This is a genomic window from Achromobacter sp. JD-1 (assembly GCF_038594925.1).
Classification (GTDB): domain Bacteria; phylum Pseudomonadota; class Gammaproteobacteria; order Burkholderiales; family Burkholderiaceae_B; genus Achromobacter; species Achromobacter spanius_C.
The window spans coordinates 21549-36171 of sequence record NZ_JBCGCS010000016.1 but is presented as its reverse complement, the minus strand read 5'-3'; the positions used below and the strand labels follow the sequence as shown (position 1 = coordinate 36171).

At 63.8% G+C, this 14623-nt stretch carries 13 protein-coding genes and 6 tRNA genes; 2 read left to right on the top strand and 17 right to left on the bottom strand.

Annotation, left to right across the window (positions count from 1 at the left end; all coding sequences use genetic code 11):
* Positions 1 to 194: 194 nt before the first annotated feature.
* The 6 genes from WBR68_RS22115 to WBR68_RS22090 all read right to left on the bottom strand — a co-directional run bounded on the left by WBR68_RS22115 (position 195) and on the right by WBR68_RS22090 (position 991).
* Positions 195 to 271 (bottom strand) — tRNA-Asp (locus WBR68_RS22115).
* A gap of 69 nt (positions 272 to 340) precedes the next feature.
* Positions 341 to 416 (bottom strand) — tRNA-Glu (locus WBR68_RS22110).
* 45 nt (positions 417 to 461) lie between these two features.
* Positions 462 to 537, bottom strand: a tRNA-Ala gene (locus tag WBR68_RS22105).
* Positions 538 to 644: 107 nt separating this feature from the next.
* Positions 645 to 721, bottom strand: a tRNA-Asp gene (locus WBR68_RS22100).
* A 69-nt stretch (positions 722 to 790) separates the two neighbouring features.
* Positions 791 to 866, bottom strand: a tRNA-Glu gene (locus tag WBR68_RS22095).
* A 49-nt stretch (positions 867 to 915) separates the two neighbouring features.
* Positions 916 to 991, bottom strand: a tRNA-Ala gene (locus tag WBR68_RS22090).
* 364 nt (positions 992 to 1355) lie between these two features.
* Here WBR68_RS22090 and WBR68_RS22085 point away from each other — a divergent pair.
* Positions 1356 to 2411: an aldo/keto reductase gene (locus WBR68_RS22085; RefSeq protein WP_230695265.1), complete on the top strand. Its 1056-nt coding sequence runs from the start codon at positions 1356 to 1358 to the stop codon at positions 2409 to 2411.
* A gap of 22 nt (positions 2412 to 2433) precedes the next feature.
* Here WBR68_RS22085 and lnt read toward each other — a convergent pair whose 3' ends face one another.
* The 5 genes from lnt to miaB all read right to left on the bottom strand — a co-directional run bounded on the left by lnt (position 2434) and on the right by miaB (position 8070).
* On the bottom strand, positions 2434 to 4062 hold the full coding sequence (lnt, locus tag WBR68_RS22080; protein WP_127185523.1) for an apolipoprotein N-acyltransferase: 1629 nt from the start codon (positions 4060 to 4062) through the stop codon (positions 2434 to 2436).
* Positions 4059 to 4949, bottom strand: coding sequence for an HlyC/CorC family transporter (locus WBR68_RS22075; RefSeq protein WP_050448249.1), 891 nt, complete (start codon positions 4947 to 4949; stop codon positions 4059 to 4061). The genes lnt and WBR68_RS22075 overlap by 4 nt, the downstream gene beginning before the upstream one ends.
* 181 nt (positions 4950 to 5130) lie before the next feature.
* A complete protein-coding gene (ybeY, locus tag WBR68_RS22070) occupies positions 5131 to 5607 on the bottom strand; it encodes an rRNA maturation RNase YbeY (RefSeq protein ID WP_230695264.1) in 477 nt (158 codons plus the stop codon).
* Positions 5597 to 6619, bottom strand: a complete 1023-nt coding sequence (locus WBR68_RS22065; RefSeq protein WP_127185522.1) for a PhoH family protein — start codon at positions 6617 to 6619, stop codon at positions 5597 to 5599. The genes ybeY and WBR68_RS22065 overlap by 11 nt, the downstream gene beginning before the upstream one ends.
* The gene (miaB, locus tag WBR68_RS22060) at positions 6616 to 8070 is read right to left on the bottom strand and encodes a tRNA (N6-isopentenyl adenosine(37)-C2)-methylthiotransferase MiaB (RefSeq protein WP_050448252.1); all 1455 of its coding nucleotides are present in this window, start codon (positions 8068 to 8070) and stop codon (positions 6616 to 6618) included. Before miaB ends, WBR68_RS22065 begins: the two co-directional genes overlap by 4 nt.
* Before the next feature lie 171 nt (positions 8071 to 8241).
* Here miaB and WBR68_RS22055 point away from each other — a divergent pair, with 171 nt between their 5' ends.
* A complete protein-coding gene (locus WBR68_RS22055; protein ID WP_083447454.1) occupies positions 8242 to 9009 on the top strand; it encodes a phosphatase PAP2 family protein in 768 nt (255 codons plus the stop codon).
* A gap of 72 nt (positions 9010 to 9081) precedes the next feature.
* On the opposite strand, the gene WBR68_RS22050 is transcribed toward WBR68_RS22055, so the two are convergent.
* The 6 genes from WBR68_RS22050 to yajC all read right to left on the bottom strand — a co-directional run bounded on the left by WBR68_RS22050 (position 9082) and on the right by yajC (position 14463).
* Entirely contained in the window at positions 9082 to 9801 is a 720-nt protein-coding gene (locus tag WBR68_RS22050; RefSeq protein ID WP_230695312.1) for an alanyl-tRNA editing protein, read from the bottom strand.
* A gap of 51 nt (positions 9802 to 9852) precedes the next feature.
* Positions 9853 to 10530 carry a VOC family protein gene (locus WBR68_RS22045; protein ID WP_230695263.1) on the bottom strand — a complete coding sequence of 226 codons (678 nt, stop codon included), beginning with the start codon at positions 10528 to 10530 and terminating at the stop codon, positions 9853 to 9855.
* A 73-nt stretch (positions 10531 to 10603) separates the two neighbouring features.
* On the bottom strand, positions 10604 to 10921 hold the full coding sequence (locus WBR68_RS22040) for a helix-turn-helix domain-containing protein (RefSeq protein ID WP_127185521.1): 318 nt from the start codon (positions 10919 to 10921) through the stop codon (positions 10604 to 10606).
* A gap of 211 nt (positions 10922 to 11132) precedes the next feature.
* On the bottom strand, positions 11133 to 12068 hold the full coding sequence (gene secF, locus WBR68_RS22035) for a protein translocase subunit SecF (RefSeq protein WP_050448255.1): 936 nt from the start codon (positions 12066 to 12068) through the stop codon (positions 11133 to 11135).
* 55 nt (positions 12069 to 12123) lie between these two features.
* The gene (gene secD, locus WBR68_RS22030) at positions 12124 to 14004 is read right to left on the bottom strand and encodes a protein translocase subunit SecD (protein ID WP_230695262.1); all 1881 of its coding nucleotides are present in this window, start codon (positions 14002 to 14004) and stop codon (positions 12124 to 12126) included.
* Positions 14005 to 14118: 114 nt separating this feature from the next.
* The gene (gene yajC / locus WBR68_RS22025) at positions 14119 to 14463 is read right to left on the bottom strand and encodes a preprotein translocase subunit YajC (RefSeq protein ID WP_006221220.1); all 345 of its coding nucleotides are present in this window, start codon (positions 14461 to 14463) and stop codon (positions 14119 to 14121) included.
* Positions 14464 to 14623 lie beyond the last annotated feature (160 nt).

Sequence of the window (14623 nt, the reverse complement as noted above, 5' to 3'; positions counted from 1 at the left end):
CACAGGATGCAGGTGCGCGGCGATGCTGTCCAGAGAGCAAAACGGACGAGTCTTGGCGGGGGGGTAAAACCGAAGGGTAAAGCCGCCAGGGGGAGGGGAAAGATGGCGGGCGCGGAAAAGCAAAAAGCTCCGGATTCCGGAGCTTCGATGGCTGTACTACGAGGGTGATGCAATGCTGGCAAGCACGAAGTGCTTGGCGGAGCGGACGGGGCTCGAACCCGCGACCCCCGGCGTGACAGGCCGGTATTCTAACCAACTGAACTACCGCTCCGCAGCGGTTTACTGAACTTCTTTGTCACTTCAACTGCACTTATCTACTTCTGTACTGCTGCCAGTAAGCTGGCGTCCCCTAGGGGATTCGAACCCCTGTACTCACCGTGAAAGGGTGATGTCCTAGGCCTCTAGACGAAGGGGACCTGAACTAACAGAACTGCAAACAACTTTACTACGGTACTGCATCGTGGTGGAGGTAAGCGGGATCGAACCGCTGACCTCTTGCATGCCATGCAAGCGCTCTCCCAGCTGAGCTATACCCCCACAGGGCGCCTTGAGGTTCCGAACGGCAAACAACAAGGTCTCACACTCTATAAATGCAAAAAGCCCCGAAGACGGAGCTCTTGAAAGACTCAGAGCGAGAGAGCTTTTGGCGGAGCGGACGGGGCTCGAACCCGCGACCCCCGGCGTGACAGGCCGGTATTCTAACCAACTGAACTACCGCTCCGCAGCGGCTTACTCAACTACTTTGTCACTTCAACTGCACTTATCTACTTCTGTACTGCTGCCAGTAAACTGGCGTCCCCTAGGGGATTCGAACCCCTGTACTCACCGTGAAAGGGTGATGTCCTAGGCCTCTAGACGAAGGGGACTTGGACTTGCTGTTACTGCAATACTGGTACTACTTTCTTCGCTGTTGACTGGTGGAGGTAAGCGGGATCGAACCGCTGACCTCTTGCATGCCATGCAAGCGCTCTCCCAGCTGAGCTATACCCCCGTTTCTCTAAGCAATGCCTGCTACGTTTTACGAGATAAACACACGTTTTATGGTGCGTTTTTCGTCGTTCGTTGCCGGTTTTGTTTAGTGCCGTTGGCGAAGAAACGAGATTATGCACGAACAAAATCGGGTGTGCAAGTCGGTCGGGGGCAAAAACGTTAAAACGACAAAAAAAATCAGGGTTGGATGGCTTTTTTTGCTTATTTTGTGAGCGATTCATCGCAAGACACGCGGCATCGATTTGTGCAGAATCCAGGAAAATCAAGGGCTTGTGCAGATGCTATCGTGAAGGGCAAAAAAATTTCTGCATCCTGTGGCTTTCGCGTAAAAAAAGACCCCGCGCGACAACATCGAGAATTCACGCATGAGCACCAAGACTTCGTTTCCCACTCGGCCGTTAGGCCGCAGCGGCATGGCCATCACGCGTATCGGTCTGGGCGCATGGGCAATCGGCGGCAACGGCTGGGCGGTCGGGTGGGGGCCGCAGGACGACGCTGACTCCATCGCCGCCATCCGGCTGGCGGTGGACCGGGGCATCAACTGGATCGACACGGCGGCCGTCTATGGACTGGGTCATTCCGAAGAGATCGTGCGGCAAGCGCTGGCGCAGATGACCCCGGGGGAAAGGCCTTACGTGTTCACCAAGTGCGGGCTGACCTGGTCGGCCGACAACCCCCAGGCGATGCCGCGACGCACCGGCGCGCCAGCCAGCATCCGGCGTGAGATCGAGGGTTCGCTGCGTCGCCTGGGCGTGGAACGCATCGACCTGTATCAGATGCACTGGCCGGCGGGCGACGGCACGCCCATCGAGACCTATTGGCAAGAACTGCTGGACCTGAAACAGGAGGGCAAGGTCGGCGCGATCGGCCTGTCGAACCACAACCTGGCGCGGTTGCAGAATGCTGAATCGCTGGGCCACGTGGATTCCCTGCAACCCCCGTTTTCGGCGATTCAGCGCGGTGCCGCTGCTGACCTGATTCCCTGGTGCGCCGAGCACGACATCGGCGTGATCGTCTACAGCCCCTTGCAGTCCGGGCTGTTGAGCGGCGCGTTCAGCATCGAGCGCGCGCGCGCCCTGCCGGCTGACGACTGGCGTGCCCGCAATGCGGAATTCGCGCCGCCCAACCTGGACCGGAACCTGGCCCTGGCCGACGCGCTGAAGCCCATCGCCGAACGGCACGGCACTACCGTTGCCGCCGTTGCCGCCGCGTGGACGCTGGCCTGGCCAGGCGTTAGCGGGGCGATCGTGGGCGCGCGCAGCGCCGCGCAGGTCAATGGTTTGCTGGGGGCGGCGGAACTGGAATTGGATAGCGAGGACCTGGACGCCGTGGCCGAAGCCATTGAACTGACCGGCGCGGGCGCGGGGCCCGTGCGCCCGCCCGAAGACAGCGGCAGGCTGCCGGCCAATCTGTTCGCTTGATAAGGGCAACGCCCGGGGCCGCTCAGCCCCGGCGCGCCTTGCGGTGGCTGCCGATGGCGCCGATCAGCACCAGCCCCATCAGCGCCAAGGCCAATTTGTCGCCGAAGCGCGCGTAGGGAGTCAGCCCGGTCATGCCCTGGACCGACACCGGCAGCACGCCCGGCTGCAACGGCGCAAGCTGTGCGGCCACATGGCCCTTGGCATCGATCGCGGCGGTGATGCCGGTATTGGTGGCCGTCAGCATGGGCCGCGCGGTTTCGATGGTGCGCAAGCGGCCAATCTGCAAATGCTGGCGCAAGGCCCACGAATTGCCGAACCAGCCCAGGTTGCTGACGTTGACCAGAATGGTGGCGCCGGGTTCGCCATTGGCGCCCGTCTGCAGCGCGGGCAGCAGGTCGGGACCGAACAGGTCTTCGTAGCAGATGTTGAAGGCGATGTGCTGGCCGCCCACCGCGAACGGGGTCTGGCGTGCCGCGCCGCGATCAAAATCGCCCAGCGGCATGTTCAACAGGTCGACGAACCAGCGGAATCCCGGCGGCACGTATTCGCCCCAAGGCACCAGATGGCGTTTGTCGTAGCGCATGGCGGTGTTGCCACGCACCAGTTGTTCGACCGGCGTGTTGCCGTCAAAGCCCATCACGCTGTTGGTGTAGCGGTCACGGCCGTCCACGCGGTCATGCAAGGGCACGCCCATGGCGATCGTCATGTTGCCGCGTGCGGCCACGCCGCGCCAGGCTTCCCAGGCGCGCGGATCCAGTTGGTCCTGGAAAATGGGAAGCACCGTTTCGGGCAGAATCACCAGTTGCGGCGCGGGCACGCCCTGGGCGGGCGGCAAAGCCGTCATTTCCAGATGGCGCACCAGGCTTTGCTCCAGCAAGGCCGGATCAAATTTCTGTGATTGTTCGATGTTGCCCTGAATCAGCCGCACATTGAGCGGGTCACCGGTGGGGGCTGACCAGTCCATGCGCGACAGCGGCCAGCCGACGGCGGCCAGGGCCACCGCAATGCCGGCTGCCAAGGCCTGGCGTGAATTCAGGGCCGTCTTGCGCGACGGTTGCCACAAGCTGGCGATGGTGGCCGCCACGAACGCGGCAATGAACGCCATGCCGTGTACGCCCAGAACCGGCGCCCAGCCGGCGATTGGGCTGTCTACCTGCGCATAGCCGATGTTCAGCCACGGGAAACCCGTCAGCAACACGGCGCGCAGCCATTCGAAGCCTGCCCACATCGCGGCCCAGGCCAGTGTGGACGCCAGGATGCCAAGCGGCGTGGCGTCGGCCGACAGGGGCGTGTAGCGTCGCGTCAGCGCGCTGGCCGTGGCCGGAAACAGCGCCAGAAAGGCGGACAAGGCCAGCACACCGGCCACGGCCAGCGGCGCGGCCAGGTCGCCGTAGCGGTGCATGCTGATGAACAGCCAGTACAGGCCCACCGCATAGGTGGTGAAGCCGAACAGCCAGCCGCGCAGCCAGGCCTGCCTGGCCGACGGCGCGGTCAGCGTGACGCGCGCCGCGATGGCCAGCATCAGGATCTGCGTAATCGCCAATGCCCAGTCGGGCAAGGGGCCGGGCGCGAAGGTCAGCGCGTGCACGGCGCCGGCCAGCATCAAGCCGGCGGCGCCGCGCAGAAGGGTGCTGCGCGGAATACGGCTCATGCGTCGTCGGTGGGGCGGGAAGTTTGGGCGGGAACGTTGCGCTTGACGCGCAGCCAGATGGCGCGGCGGGCGTCGCCCCGGGCCACTTCCAGGCGCAGGCCGTCGAATTCGGCGACGTCGCCACGGCGCGGAATGCGGCCCAACTGGCCACCCATCCAACCGCCGACGCTGTCGTATTCGTCGTCCGGCAACTGGCAGCCAAAGACCTCGTTGAAGTGCGAGATATCGGTGGCCGCCATGACGCGCCACTGATTTTCGCCTTCGGGGAAGATCTCGTCTTCCTCGGTTTCGTCGAATTCGTCTTCGATTTCACCGACGATCTGTTCCAGCACGTCTTCCATCGTGACCAGGCCCGAAATACCGCCGTGCTCGTCGATGACGATGGCCTGGTGGTTACGGCTGGCGCGGAATTCGTGCAGCAGCACGTTCAGGCGCTTGGATTCGGGAATGAACACGGCCGGGCGGACCAGCGTGCGCAATTCGATGCCGGGTTCCAGCATGCAGCGCAAAAGATCCTTGGCCAGCAGGATACCGATGATGTTGTCGCGGTCGCCCTCGTAAACCGGAAACCGCGAATGCGCGGTTTCGATCACCGAGGCCACCAGATACGGGATGGGCTGCGTGATGTCCAGCAGATCCATGCGCGAGCGGGGAACCATGATGTCGCCGACGGTGCCTTCGGACACGGCCAGCGCACCCTTGATCATCTTGTAGGACTCGGCGTCCAGCAGGTGGCGATCGTGGGCGGCTTCCAGAATGGCCTTGATGCCGTCTCGGTCCTCGGGCTCTCGGCGCACAAGGGAAAGCAGGCGGTCTAGAAGGGATTTGGTGGCGGGTTTGGATGAGCGAGCAGTGGTCGCTTCAGGAGCAGGGTAAGGGTCAGACATCGTCCGGGAGGACAAGTTATGGAGGGGCCAGCATAACCGAAACTGACGAGCCTTTTGTTACGACGGCCATGAAAATGGGGCCAAACAACGGCATCTGCGCCTTGCTGGCCGCTATTTTCCGTGCATGGCTAGGGGTAGACCCGAGTCTCGATCCCGATCTCGATCCCGGCCCGGCCTGACTTCAGTCGGCGACGATGTACGGGTCGTTGATGCCCATCCGCGCAAGCGTGGCCGTTTCCAGCGCTTCCATGCGTTTGGCGTCGCGCGCCTTGATGTGGTCGTAGCCCAGCGCATGCAGCACGCCGTGGATGGTCAGGTGGGCGGCGTGTTCCAGCAGCGGCTTGCGCTGTTCACGGGCCTCGCGCACCAACACGGGCACGCACATCACGATATCGCCACGCGCCACGCCCACGGGGTCCACCCCGTACTCAAAAGTGAGCACGTTGGTGGCGTAGTCGCGTTCGCGGAAGTCTCGATTCAGCCGACGGCCCTCGGCCGCGCCGACCAGGCGCAGGCTGAGCTCGGCGGCCGAGAAATCCACCAGGCCATCTTCGGCGGCTGCCGCCAGCGCGCGCTCGGCCCAGCGGCGCAGACGCCAGCGGGGCAGGCGCGGCTCTTCCACCCCGTATTGCACGGACAGAGACAGATCAGGCTTCATTTTCAGAGGCGCGGTCGTAGGCGTCGACGATGCGGGCCACCAAGGGGTGGCGCACGACGTCGCGGCTGGTGAAGCGGGTGGTGGCAATGCCTTGCACGTTTTCCAGCACCTTGACCGCGTGGGCCAGGCCGCTGTCCTGACCGCGCGGCAGGTCTACCTGCGAGGGGTCGCCGGTAATCACGGCCTTGCTGCCGAAGCCGATCCGCGTCAGGAACATCTTCATTTGTTCCGGCGTGGTGTTCTGCGCTTCATCCAGGATGACGAAGGCATGGTTCAGCGTGCGGCCGCGCATGTAGGCCAGCGGCGCGATTTCGATGGTTTGCTTTTCAAACAGGCGCTGCACCTTCTCGAAGCCCATCAGGTCGTACAGCGCGTCGTACAGCGGGCGCAGATACGGGTCTACCTTCTGGGCCAGGTCGCCCGGCAGGAAGCCCAGGCGTTCGCCGGCTTCCACCGCGGGGCGGGTCAGCACCAGCCGCTGCACCGTGTCGCGTTCCATGGCGTCGATGGCGCAGGCCACCGCCAGCCAGGTCTTGCCGGTACCGGCCGGGCCGACGCCGAACGTGATGTCGTGCTTCAGGATGTTGTTCAGGTAGTCGCGCTGGCGTGGCGTGCGCGGGCGCAGGTCGCTGCGCTTGGTGCGCAGCGCGATGCTGTCGCTTTCGTCGTCCAGGGCAGGCAGCGGGTCGGCTTCGGGGGCCTGGGCTTCCTGCTTGTCTTCCTGGCGGCCGACGCCGATTTCAACCAGGCCCAGCTGGATGTCGTCCACCGACAGGGCGCGGTGCACGGCCTGTTCGTGAAAGCGCCGCAACACGCGGCCGGCCAGTTCAGCCCGCTCGCCTTCGATGGTGACGCGGCTGCCGCGGCGCGAAAGCTTCACTTCCATGCCGTCGGCAAGCTGCCGCAAGTTTTCGTCCAGCGGGCCGCACAGGTTGGCCAGGTGGGTGTTGTCGCCGTCCAGGTTGACGACGGCGGGCATGCTGCGACGAGCGCGGGAACGGGGAGTGGTCATTCGGCCTCTTGGGGAACGCGGTCCACATCGGCCACTCGGGCGCGCAACGAATTCGTGTGCGCTTCGGTGATGATGACGTCGACCATTTGTCCGATGAGCCGCGCGGGCGCGGCGAAATTCACGATGCGGTTGTTCTCGGTGCGGCCCATCAGTTCGTTGGGATCGCGGCGCGAGGGGCCTTCGACCAGCAGGCGCTGGCGGGTGCCGACCATGTTGCGGGCAATGGTGGCCGCCTGTTCGTTGATCAGCGCTTGCAGGCGTTGCAGGCGGCGCAGTTTCACGTCTTGCGGCGTGTCGTCGGCCAGGTCGGCGGCTGGCGTGCCCGGCCGGCGCGAGTAGACGAACGAGAACGAGGTGTCGAAACCGACGTCCTCGATCAGCTTCATGGTCTTTTCGAAGTCTTCTTCGGTTTCGCCGGGAAAGCCCACGATGAAGTCCGACGACAAGGTCAGGTCGGGGCGGGCCGCGCGCAGGCGCCGCACCACCGACTTGAATTCCAGCGTGGTGTAGCCGCGCTTCATGCCGGCCAGCACGCGGTCACTGCCGGCTTGCACGGGCAGGTGCAAAAACGACACCAGCTTGGGCAGGCGGGCGTAGGCGTCCACCATGCGCTGGGTCATTTCCTTGGGGTGCGAGGTCGTGTAGCGGATGCGCTCGATGCCGGGGATTTCGTGCACGTATTCCAGCAGCATGGCGAAGTCGGCGATCTCGTCCGTGCCTTCCATCTTGCCGCGATAGGCGTTCACGTTCTGGCCTAGCAGCGTCACTTCCTTCACGCCCTGGTCGGCCAGGTCGGCCACTTCGATCAGCACGTCCTCGAACGGGCGCGAGACTTCTTCGCCGCGCGTGTACGGCACGACGCAGAAGCTGCAGTACTTGCTACAGCCTTCCATGATGGACACGAACGCCGTGGCGCCATCAACGCGCGGGGGCGGCATGTTGTCGAACTTTTCGATTTCCGGAAAGCTGATGTCCACCTGCGAGCGGCCTTCGGCGCGGCGGCGCGCAATCAAGTCGGGCAGGCGGTGCAGGGTCTGCGGCCCGAACACCACGTCGACGTAGGGCGCGCGCTTGACGATGGCGGCGCCTTCCTGGCTGGCCACGCAGCCGCCCACGCCAATCACCAGGTTCGGATTGGTCTTCTTCAGGTGCTGCACCCGGCCCAGGTCCGAAAACACTTTTTCCTGCGCCTTTTCCCGCACCGAACAGGTGTTGAACAGGATGACGTCGGCCTCTTCCGGGTTGTCGGTCAGTTCCAGGCCCTGGTCGCCACGCAGTACGTCGGCCATCTTGTCCGAGTCGTACTCGTTCATCTGGCAGCCGAAGGTGCGGATGTACAGCTTGCGGGGGGAACCGGTGCCGGCGTCAGCGGCGGGGATGTCCAGGACGGGGGCGGCGGCGGAGGTGCCGTCGCCGGGCGCGTTGCCGCGCTTCAGGGAGGTAGCTTGCATGATGGTCGCCGTGACGGGTGTAGATCCCGGGGGCTGAAAGGGATGGAAACGCGGAATTTTAACCCTTGCGCGGAAATTGTTTCTTTGCCGGGCGGACGGGTGCCGTTACGATAGCGAGCCGGCCGTCTTTCAGCCGACAGTAATATTTCTTATTCTCCTTGAGCGTTACCGATGAATCCCAAGCCCCTGACGCCCCAGGCCGCCGTTTCCGTGGCCCCTGCCGCGCCCGGCCTATCCGCGCAGAACCCGATCCGCAACCCATTTTCCTGGGCGACGTGGCTGCTGTTGAGCGGCGTCCTGGCATTGCTGGCCGGCGCCTGCGCGCGCTGGATCGATCTGCCCCTGGCTATCTGGATTCAGCGATCCGTCTCCGACGGCGTGAACCTCTCCTTCGAATGGATCGGCGAATTGGGCGAAAGCGGCCCGTACATCGGCGTGGCGCTGGCGTTTTACGTCGTGGGCCTGATTGGCCTGGCGCGCGGCTGGCGCAACCCGCTGCGCATGAGCTACGCCAGCATGGCGCGCGGCAGTCTGCTGATGTTGTCGACGCTGGCGGTGGGTGGGCTGGTGGTGCTCTTGCTTAAACGGTTAGTAGCGCGCTCGCGTCCAGAATTATTTTTCGAGAAGGGCATCTACGGCCTGGGCGAATCCTTTTCACGCGTGCAGCAGTTCAATTCCTTTCCGTCCAGCCACACGTACGCCGCGTTCGCCGTGGCCGTCGTGCTCAGTATCCTGGCCCCGCGTTGGCGTGCGGTTTTTCTACTGCTGGCCGTGCTGGTGGCAATGAGCCGCCTGGTCAATCTGGACCACTATCTGTCGGACGTGATGACGGCGGCGGGCATCGCCTTCATAGTGGGCCATCTGCTGGCGCCGCGCGTGCTGAGCAGCCAATATCAATGGCCGCTGCGCGCGCCCTGGCGCTGGTGGAAAAAAGCATGAAGGTGCGCGCTGAATGAAAAAAGGCCGTGATGAACATCGCGGCCATTTTTTTGTCGGTGGGCCAGACGCCTGTCACGCGAAATTCACGACCACGCGGCGGTTCGTGCGGCTTTTCTTTTCGATCTTGGTGATGGCCACCGCGCCGATTTCCTGGGTATTGCGCACATGGGTGCCGCCACAGGGCTGGCGGTCCACGCCCGGGATGTCGATGATGCGGATCTTGGCCGTGCCGGCCGGCGGCGCGGCGCCGATGGTGCGCACCAGATCGGGCTGGGCCGCCAGTTCCTCGGGGGTGATGCCGTTCACGGCAACGTCCAGGCCGCGGTTGATCAGCGCGTTCAGGCGCTCGGTCAGCTCGCCCTTTTCCAGGGTGGATTCGGGCAGGTCGAAATCGATGCGGGCGGAGTCGGGCGAGATGCTGCAGCCCGTCACGGGCGCGGGCACCAGGGCACCCAGCAGGTGCAGGCAGGTGTGCAGGCGCATCAGGCGATGGCGGCGCGGCCAGTCGATGGCCACGGTGACGCGGTCGCCCACTTGCGGGGGCGCGTCGCCCTCGGGCAGGGCCAGTACGTGCAGGATGCGTTGCCGGTCGTCCGCGTAGACCGTGTCCGTCAAGGGCAGCACCCGCCCATCGGCCAGGGTCAAGGTGCCGCTGTCGCCGGCCTGGCCGCCACTGCGCGCATAGCAGATGGTCTGGTCAAGTTCGACGCCTTCAGGCGTGACGGCAATGATGGTGGCGTCGCACTGATCCAGATAGGGCTCGTCGTCGAAACGTTTGCGGGTGGCGGGCATGGGGGTGGCGGTCATGCGGGGAGTCTCCGGTTTGTAGGGGGCGGGGGCGCTTCAGGCCAGGGTCTTCTGCCCTTGTGGCGTGTCGATCAGCGCGCTCAGGCGCGGCGGTCCGTCGGTTTGTTCCAGGTCGATCAGGGTGTCGGCCCCCATCCAGGTCAGCCCTTGACGCAGCAGGCCCGCCTGCGGGTGGCTACCGGTCAGGCGCACCAGCGTCAAGGGCTGGCGCGGCAAGCTGACGCCGGGGTAGGCGTCCACGTCCCATTGGATCAGCGTGGGCAGCAGGCCGTCGCCCGCCGTGTGGCCCGCTTCGCGCCAGGTGGGCAGGCTGCCGTCGTCCGGCACCGTCAGGCGCCAGCGCAGGTCACCACGCGTCATGGGGATGACGGGGGCGATGCGTTCCGGGTGTTCGGCCTGCATGCGGGTCAGGTCCAGCGGCGCTTCCACCCGCGCGGCCCAGTGCGCCAGGAAAGGCCCCTGTTCCAGCCGCGCGCGCATGTCGCCCTGATCCAGCCCGAACCAGCGGGGGCGTTCGGGGGCGGGGGCATCGGGGTCTATCGCGATGACCTCCAGATACACGCCGTCCGCCATGCCCAGCACGCGGTTGTGGGTGCCCATGCGCGGGTGCGCGCCGCCGCCCTGGGGCGCGATGCCGAGCAGGCCCGCGACATATTCCGTACCGCTGGCAAGGTCCGCCGCGGCAATGACGAGATGATCGATGGTGAGTTTCATGGTGGTCTATGGTAGCGAATGCGGAAGGATTCGTACCCGTACAGCAGGGCGAGAGCGGACGGTACAGTGCGGATCAGGCCGTGACGGTAATGCCGGCCGTGTCGGATTGGCGCGCTTTGCGAACGCGGATTTCAACGTGCTGATCCAGGGCAACCAGGGCTTGCATGAGCCGTTCCAGTGAGATGTTCAGCAATTTGTAGCGGCGAATTTGAGAGACCTTGGGCTGCGTCATCCCGGTCAGTGCCGCGACGTCGGTCTGATTCAGTCCGCGCTTGTCGATCAAGTCATTGAGCTTCATGGCCAATTGCACTTTGGCGGTAAGGTCGGCGGCGTCTTCAAAACCGAGGTCGTAGAGGACGTTCTTGGTGCCAGGGTTTGAGGCTTGAGTCATAGATGGTTATTGCTGTAGGAAGATATGCTGGATCGAATATACCAGTTCGGGTATATAAATCAACGCGTCTTCCGGCATGAAATTGGCTAGTTCCCTGGCTCAGGGCGCCGTTCGTAGTCGCCGAGGCGTTCCCTCGTTAGAAGCAGGGAAAGCAGAAAGCACAAAGCCCGTCGCGGGCGACGGGCTTTGGGAAACGCAAGACAGGTCAGGATCAGGCGACTTCGCCTTCCTCGCCTTCTTTCTTGACCGGCTTGATCAGGTCTTCGCGCTTGACGCCCATCCACATGGCCAGCGCGGCGGCGACGAACACCGACGAATAGATGCCGAACCATATGCCGATGGTCAGGGCCAGGGCGAAGTAGTGCAGGGTGGGGCCGCCGAAGAACAGCATGGCCAACACCATCATCTGCGTCGAACCGTGGGTGATGATGGTCCGCGAGATGGTTTGGGTGATGGCGCTGTTGATGACTTCCTGCGTGTCGGCCTTGCGGTACTTGCGGAAGTTTTCGCGGATGCGGTCCATGATGACCACGGATTCGTTCACCGAGTAACCCAGCACCGCCAGCACACCCGCCAACACCGACAGCGAGAACTCCCACTGGAAGAAGGCGAAGAAGCCCAGGATGATCACCACGTCGTGCAGGTTGGCGATCACGCCGGCGACGGAGAACTTCCATTCGAAACGGAAGCCCAGGTACACCATGATGCCGATGACCACGACAAGCAGGGCCATCAAGCCGTTGTGCAGAAGTTCCTGGCCGATCTGCGGCCCCACGAATTCCACGCGGCGCAGTTCCACGCCGGAGTCCGCGGCCTTCAGGGCGGCCAGCACGCTTTCGCTTTGGGTGGCCGACGTTTGGCCTTCCTGCAGCGGCAGGCGGATCATGACGTCGTGCGAGGTGCCGAAGTTCTGCACCTGGAAGTCGGTGTAGCCCAGCTTGGAGACCACGCCACGCACGTTTTCAAGCTGCGCCGTCTGGGCGTAGTTGACTTCCATGACCGTGCCGCCGGTGAACTCGATCGACAGGTGAAAGCCGCGCGTGACGATGAAGAAGACCGCCAGGACGAACGTGATGAGACTGATGATGTTCAGCACCAACGCGTGGCGCATGAACGGGATGGTGCGGTGAATACGGAAGAATTCCATTTTTCGCCTTCGGTTCTTTTCTACGGCGGATGGCTGTGCGCCACCCGCCTTATTGTCAGTTTGCCTTCGGTTTCCAGACTTCGCCGATGGAGATCGAGGTCAGCTTCTTCTTGCGGCCGTAGTACAGATTGGCCAGGGCGCGCACGCCCACCACCGACGAGAACATCGACGTCAGGATGCCCAGGCAGTGCACCACCGCGAAGCCGCGGATCGGGCCGGAACCGAAGGCCAGCAGCGCCAGGCCGACGATGAGCGTCGTGAGGTTCGAGTCAAGAATCGTGCCCCAGGCGCGTTCAAAACCTTGGTGGATGGCCTGCTGCGGCGAAGCCCCGGCGCGCAGTTCTTCGCGTATCCGCTCGTTGATCAGCACGTTCGAGTCAATCGCCATGCCCAGCGTCAGCGCAATGGCGGCGATACCCGGCAAGGTCAGCGTGGCCTGCAGCATGGACAAGAGCGCCAGCAGCAGCAGCACGTTCATCGTCAGGCCCACCGTGGAGAACACGCCGAACAGGCGGTAATACAGCATGATGAACGCGGCAATGGCCAGGAAACCGTACAGCGTCGAATGGAAGCCCTTCGAGATGTTGTCGGCGCCCAGGCTCGGGCCGATGGTGCGTTCTTCGATGATGGACATCGGCGCGGCCAGCGCGCCCGCGCGCAGCAGCAGCGCGGTGTCGGCGGCTTCTTCCGAGCTCATGCTGCCCGAGATCTGCACCTGGCCGCCCGCGATTTCGCTGCGGATGACCGGCGCTGTGACCACTTCGCCCTTGCCGTTTTCAAACAGCAGGATGGCCATGCGCTTGCCGATGTTGTCGCGGGTGACGTCGCGGAAGATACGCGCGCCCTTGGAGTCCAGTGTCAGGTGGACGGCGGCTTGCTGGGTTTGCGAGTCGCGGCCGGGTTGGGCGTCTTGCAGGTTTTCACCGGTCAGCACCACTTGGCGGCGAACCAGGATCGGGCGGCCGTCGCGGTCGTTGTAGCGTTCCAGGCCGAAGGGCACGGTGCCGCCCAGCAGCGCGCCTTGCGCGGTGGGGGAATCGTCAACCATGCGGATTTCCAGCGTGGCGGTGCGGCCCAGCAGTTCCTTGGCCTTGGCCACGTCCTGCACGCCGGGCAGTTGCACCACGATGCGGTCCGTACCCTGTTGCTGGATGACCGGTTCGGCCACACCCAGTTCGTTGATACGGTTGTGCAGGGTGTTGATGTTCTGCTTCAGCGCGGAGTCTTGCACGCGCTGGACGGCGGCGGGATTCAGGGCGCCCAGCAGCAGCGGCTTGCCGCCTTCTTGGCGTTCCGTGAACTCCAGGTCCGGCAGGCGGGTGCGCAGGGTGGCGATGGCGCGGTCGCGGTCGTCGTTGTTGGCGAAGGTGGCGGCAACGCCCATGCCCGAGCGTTCAACGCTGGCCACGTTGACCTTCTGGTCACGCAGCACGGAACGCACGTCGGCGGCCAGCGAATCGTAGCGGGCGGTCAGCGCGCCCTGCATGTCGACTTGCAGCAGGAAGTGCACACCGCCGCGCAAGTCCAGGCCCAGGTACATGGGCTTGGGGGCGAACCAGCCCAGGGCGCGCATCCAGGGGGGCGACGCGGGCAACAGGTTCAGCGCCACGGTGTAGTGCGGGTCGTCGGCGACGGTGTTCAGGGATTTTTCGATCAGGTCACGGGCCTGCAGTTGCAGGTCGGTCGACGTGAAGCGGGCGCGCACGGTGCCGAGCGTGCCGTTTTGTTCGTAGAAGACGCCTTCGTTCGGGATCTTGGCGTCGGTCAGGATTTGTTCGACCCGGTTCAGCATGGCCGGTTCCACCTTGATGGTGGCCTTGGCGCTGGAAACCTGGACCGCGGGGGACTCGCCGTAGAAATTGGGCAGCGTGTACAGCAGGCCAATGATGACCGCGATCAGGACCGTAATGTACTTCCAGAGGGGATAGCGGTTCATTGCCGGCTACTTCATGTCAGGGTGATAAAAGGGCCGCCCGGGCGATGAACGCTGCGGGCGGCGGTTGGGTCCCATCAAACGTAAGAAGAGCCCGATGGGGCTCCTATTAGACGCTTAAAGGGCCTTGATGGTTCCTTTAGGAAGCACGGTCGAAACCGACGACTTCTGCATGATCACTTCGACCGGCTTGTCGGCCAGTTCGGACACTTCAACGGTCACGTAGCTGTCATTGACCTTGGTGACCTTGCCCAGCATGCCGCCTGCGGTGACCACTTCGTCACCCTTGGCCAGGGCGGCGATCAGGTTGCGGTGTTCCTTCTGGCGCTTCATCTGCGGGCGGATCATCAGGAAGTAGAGGATCACGAACATCAGGACGATGGGCAACATGCCCATCAGCGCATTACCTTCAGGGGCGGCGGCTTGAGCCACGACGAGGCTTGCGGTATCGATAACGGACATTGAATTCTCCTGCGTTTAAGTCTGTTTGGGTTGTTTGTTGCTATGGACGGCCCGGCCCGAGTTCTCTGTGTAACTACGAAACATCGCCATACCCACTAGCTGTCTTGTTATGCGCCCATCCCCGCGCGAGCCATGGATAGGGCAAGCCGGCTATTGTATC

Excerpts from the sequence above, each read along its gene's own strand:
- WBR68_RS22045 (WP_230695263.1), bottom strand. The coding sequence starts at position 10,530 with ATGAAACTCACCATCGATCATCTCGTCATTGCCGCGGCGGACCTTGCC.
- WBR68_RS22050 (WP_230695312.1), bottom strand. The coding sequence starts at position 9,801 with ATGCCCGCCACCCGCAAACGTTTCGACGACGAGCCCTATCTGGATCAG.
- WBR68_RS22065 (WP_127185522.1), bottom strand. The coding sequence starts at position 6,619 with ATGACCACTCCCCGTTCCCGCGCTCGTCGCAGCATGCCCGCCGTCGTC.
- secF (WP_050448255.1), bottom strand. The coding sequence starts at position 12,068 with ATGGAATTCTTCCGTATTCACCGCACCATCCCGTTCATGCGCCACGCG.
- ybeY (WP_230695264.1), bottom strand. The coding sequence starts at position 5,607 with ATGAAGCCTGATCTGTCTCTGTCCGTGCAATACGGGGTGGAAGAGCCG.
- miaB (WP_050448252.1), bottom strand. The coding sequence starts at position 8,070 with ATGCAAGCTACCTCCCTGAAGCGCGGCAACGCGCCCGGCGACGGCACC.
- yajC (WP_006221220.1), bottom strand. The coding sequence starts at position 14,463 with ATGTCCGTTATCGATACCGCAAGCCTCGTCGTGGCTCAAGCCGCCGCC.
- WBR68_RS22055 (WP_083447454.1), top strand. The coding sequence starts at position 8,242 with ATGAATCCCAAGCCCCTGACGCCCCAGGCCGCCGTTTCCGTGGCCCCT.
- secD (WP_230695262.1), bottom strand. The coding sequence starts at position 14,004 with ATGAACCGCTATCCCCTCTGGAAGTACATTACGGTCCTGATCGCGGTC.
- lnt (WP_127185523.1), bottom strand. The coding sequence starts at position 4,062 with ATGAGCCGTATTCCGCGCAGCACCCTTCTGCGCGGCGCCGCCGGCTTG.
- WBR68_RS22085 (WP_230695265.1), top strand. The coding sequence starts at position 1,356 with ATGAGCACCAAGACTTCGTTTCCCACTCGGCCGTTAGGCCGCAGCGGC.
- WBR68_RS22040 (WP_127185521.1), bottom strand. The coding sequence starts at position 10,921 with ATGACTCAAGCCTCAAACCCTGGCACCAAGAACGTCCTCTACGACCTC.
- WBR68_RS22075 (WP_050448249.1), bottom strand. The coding sequence starts at position 4,949 with ATGTCTGACCCTTACCCTGCTCCTGAAGCGACCACTGCTCGCTCATCC.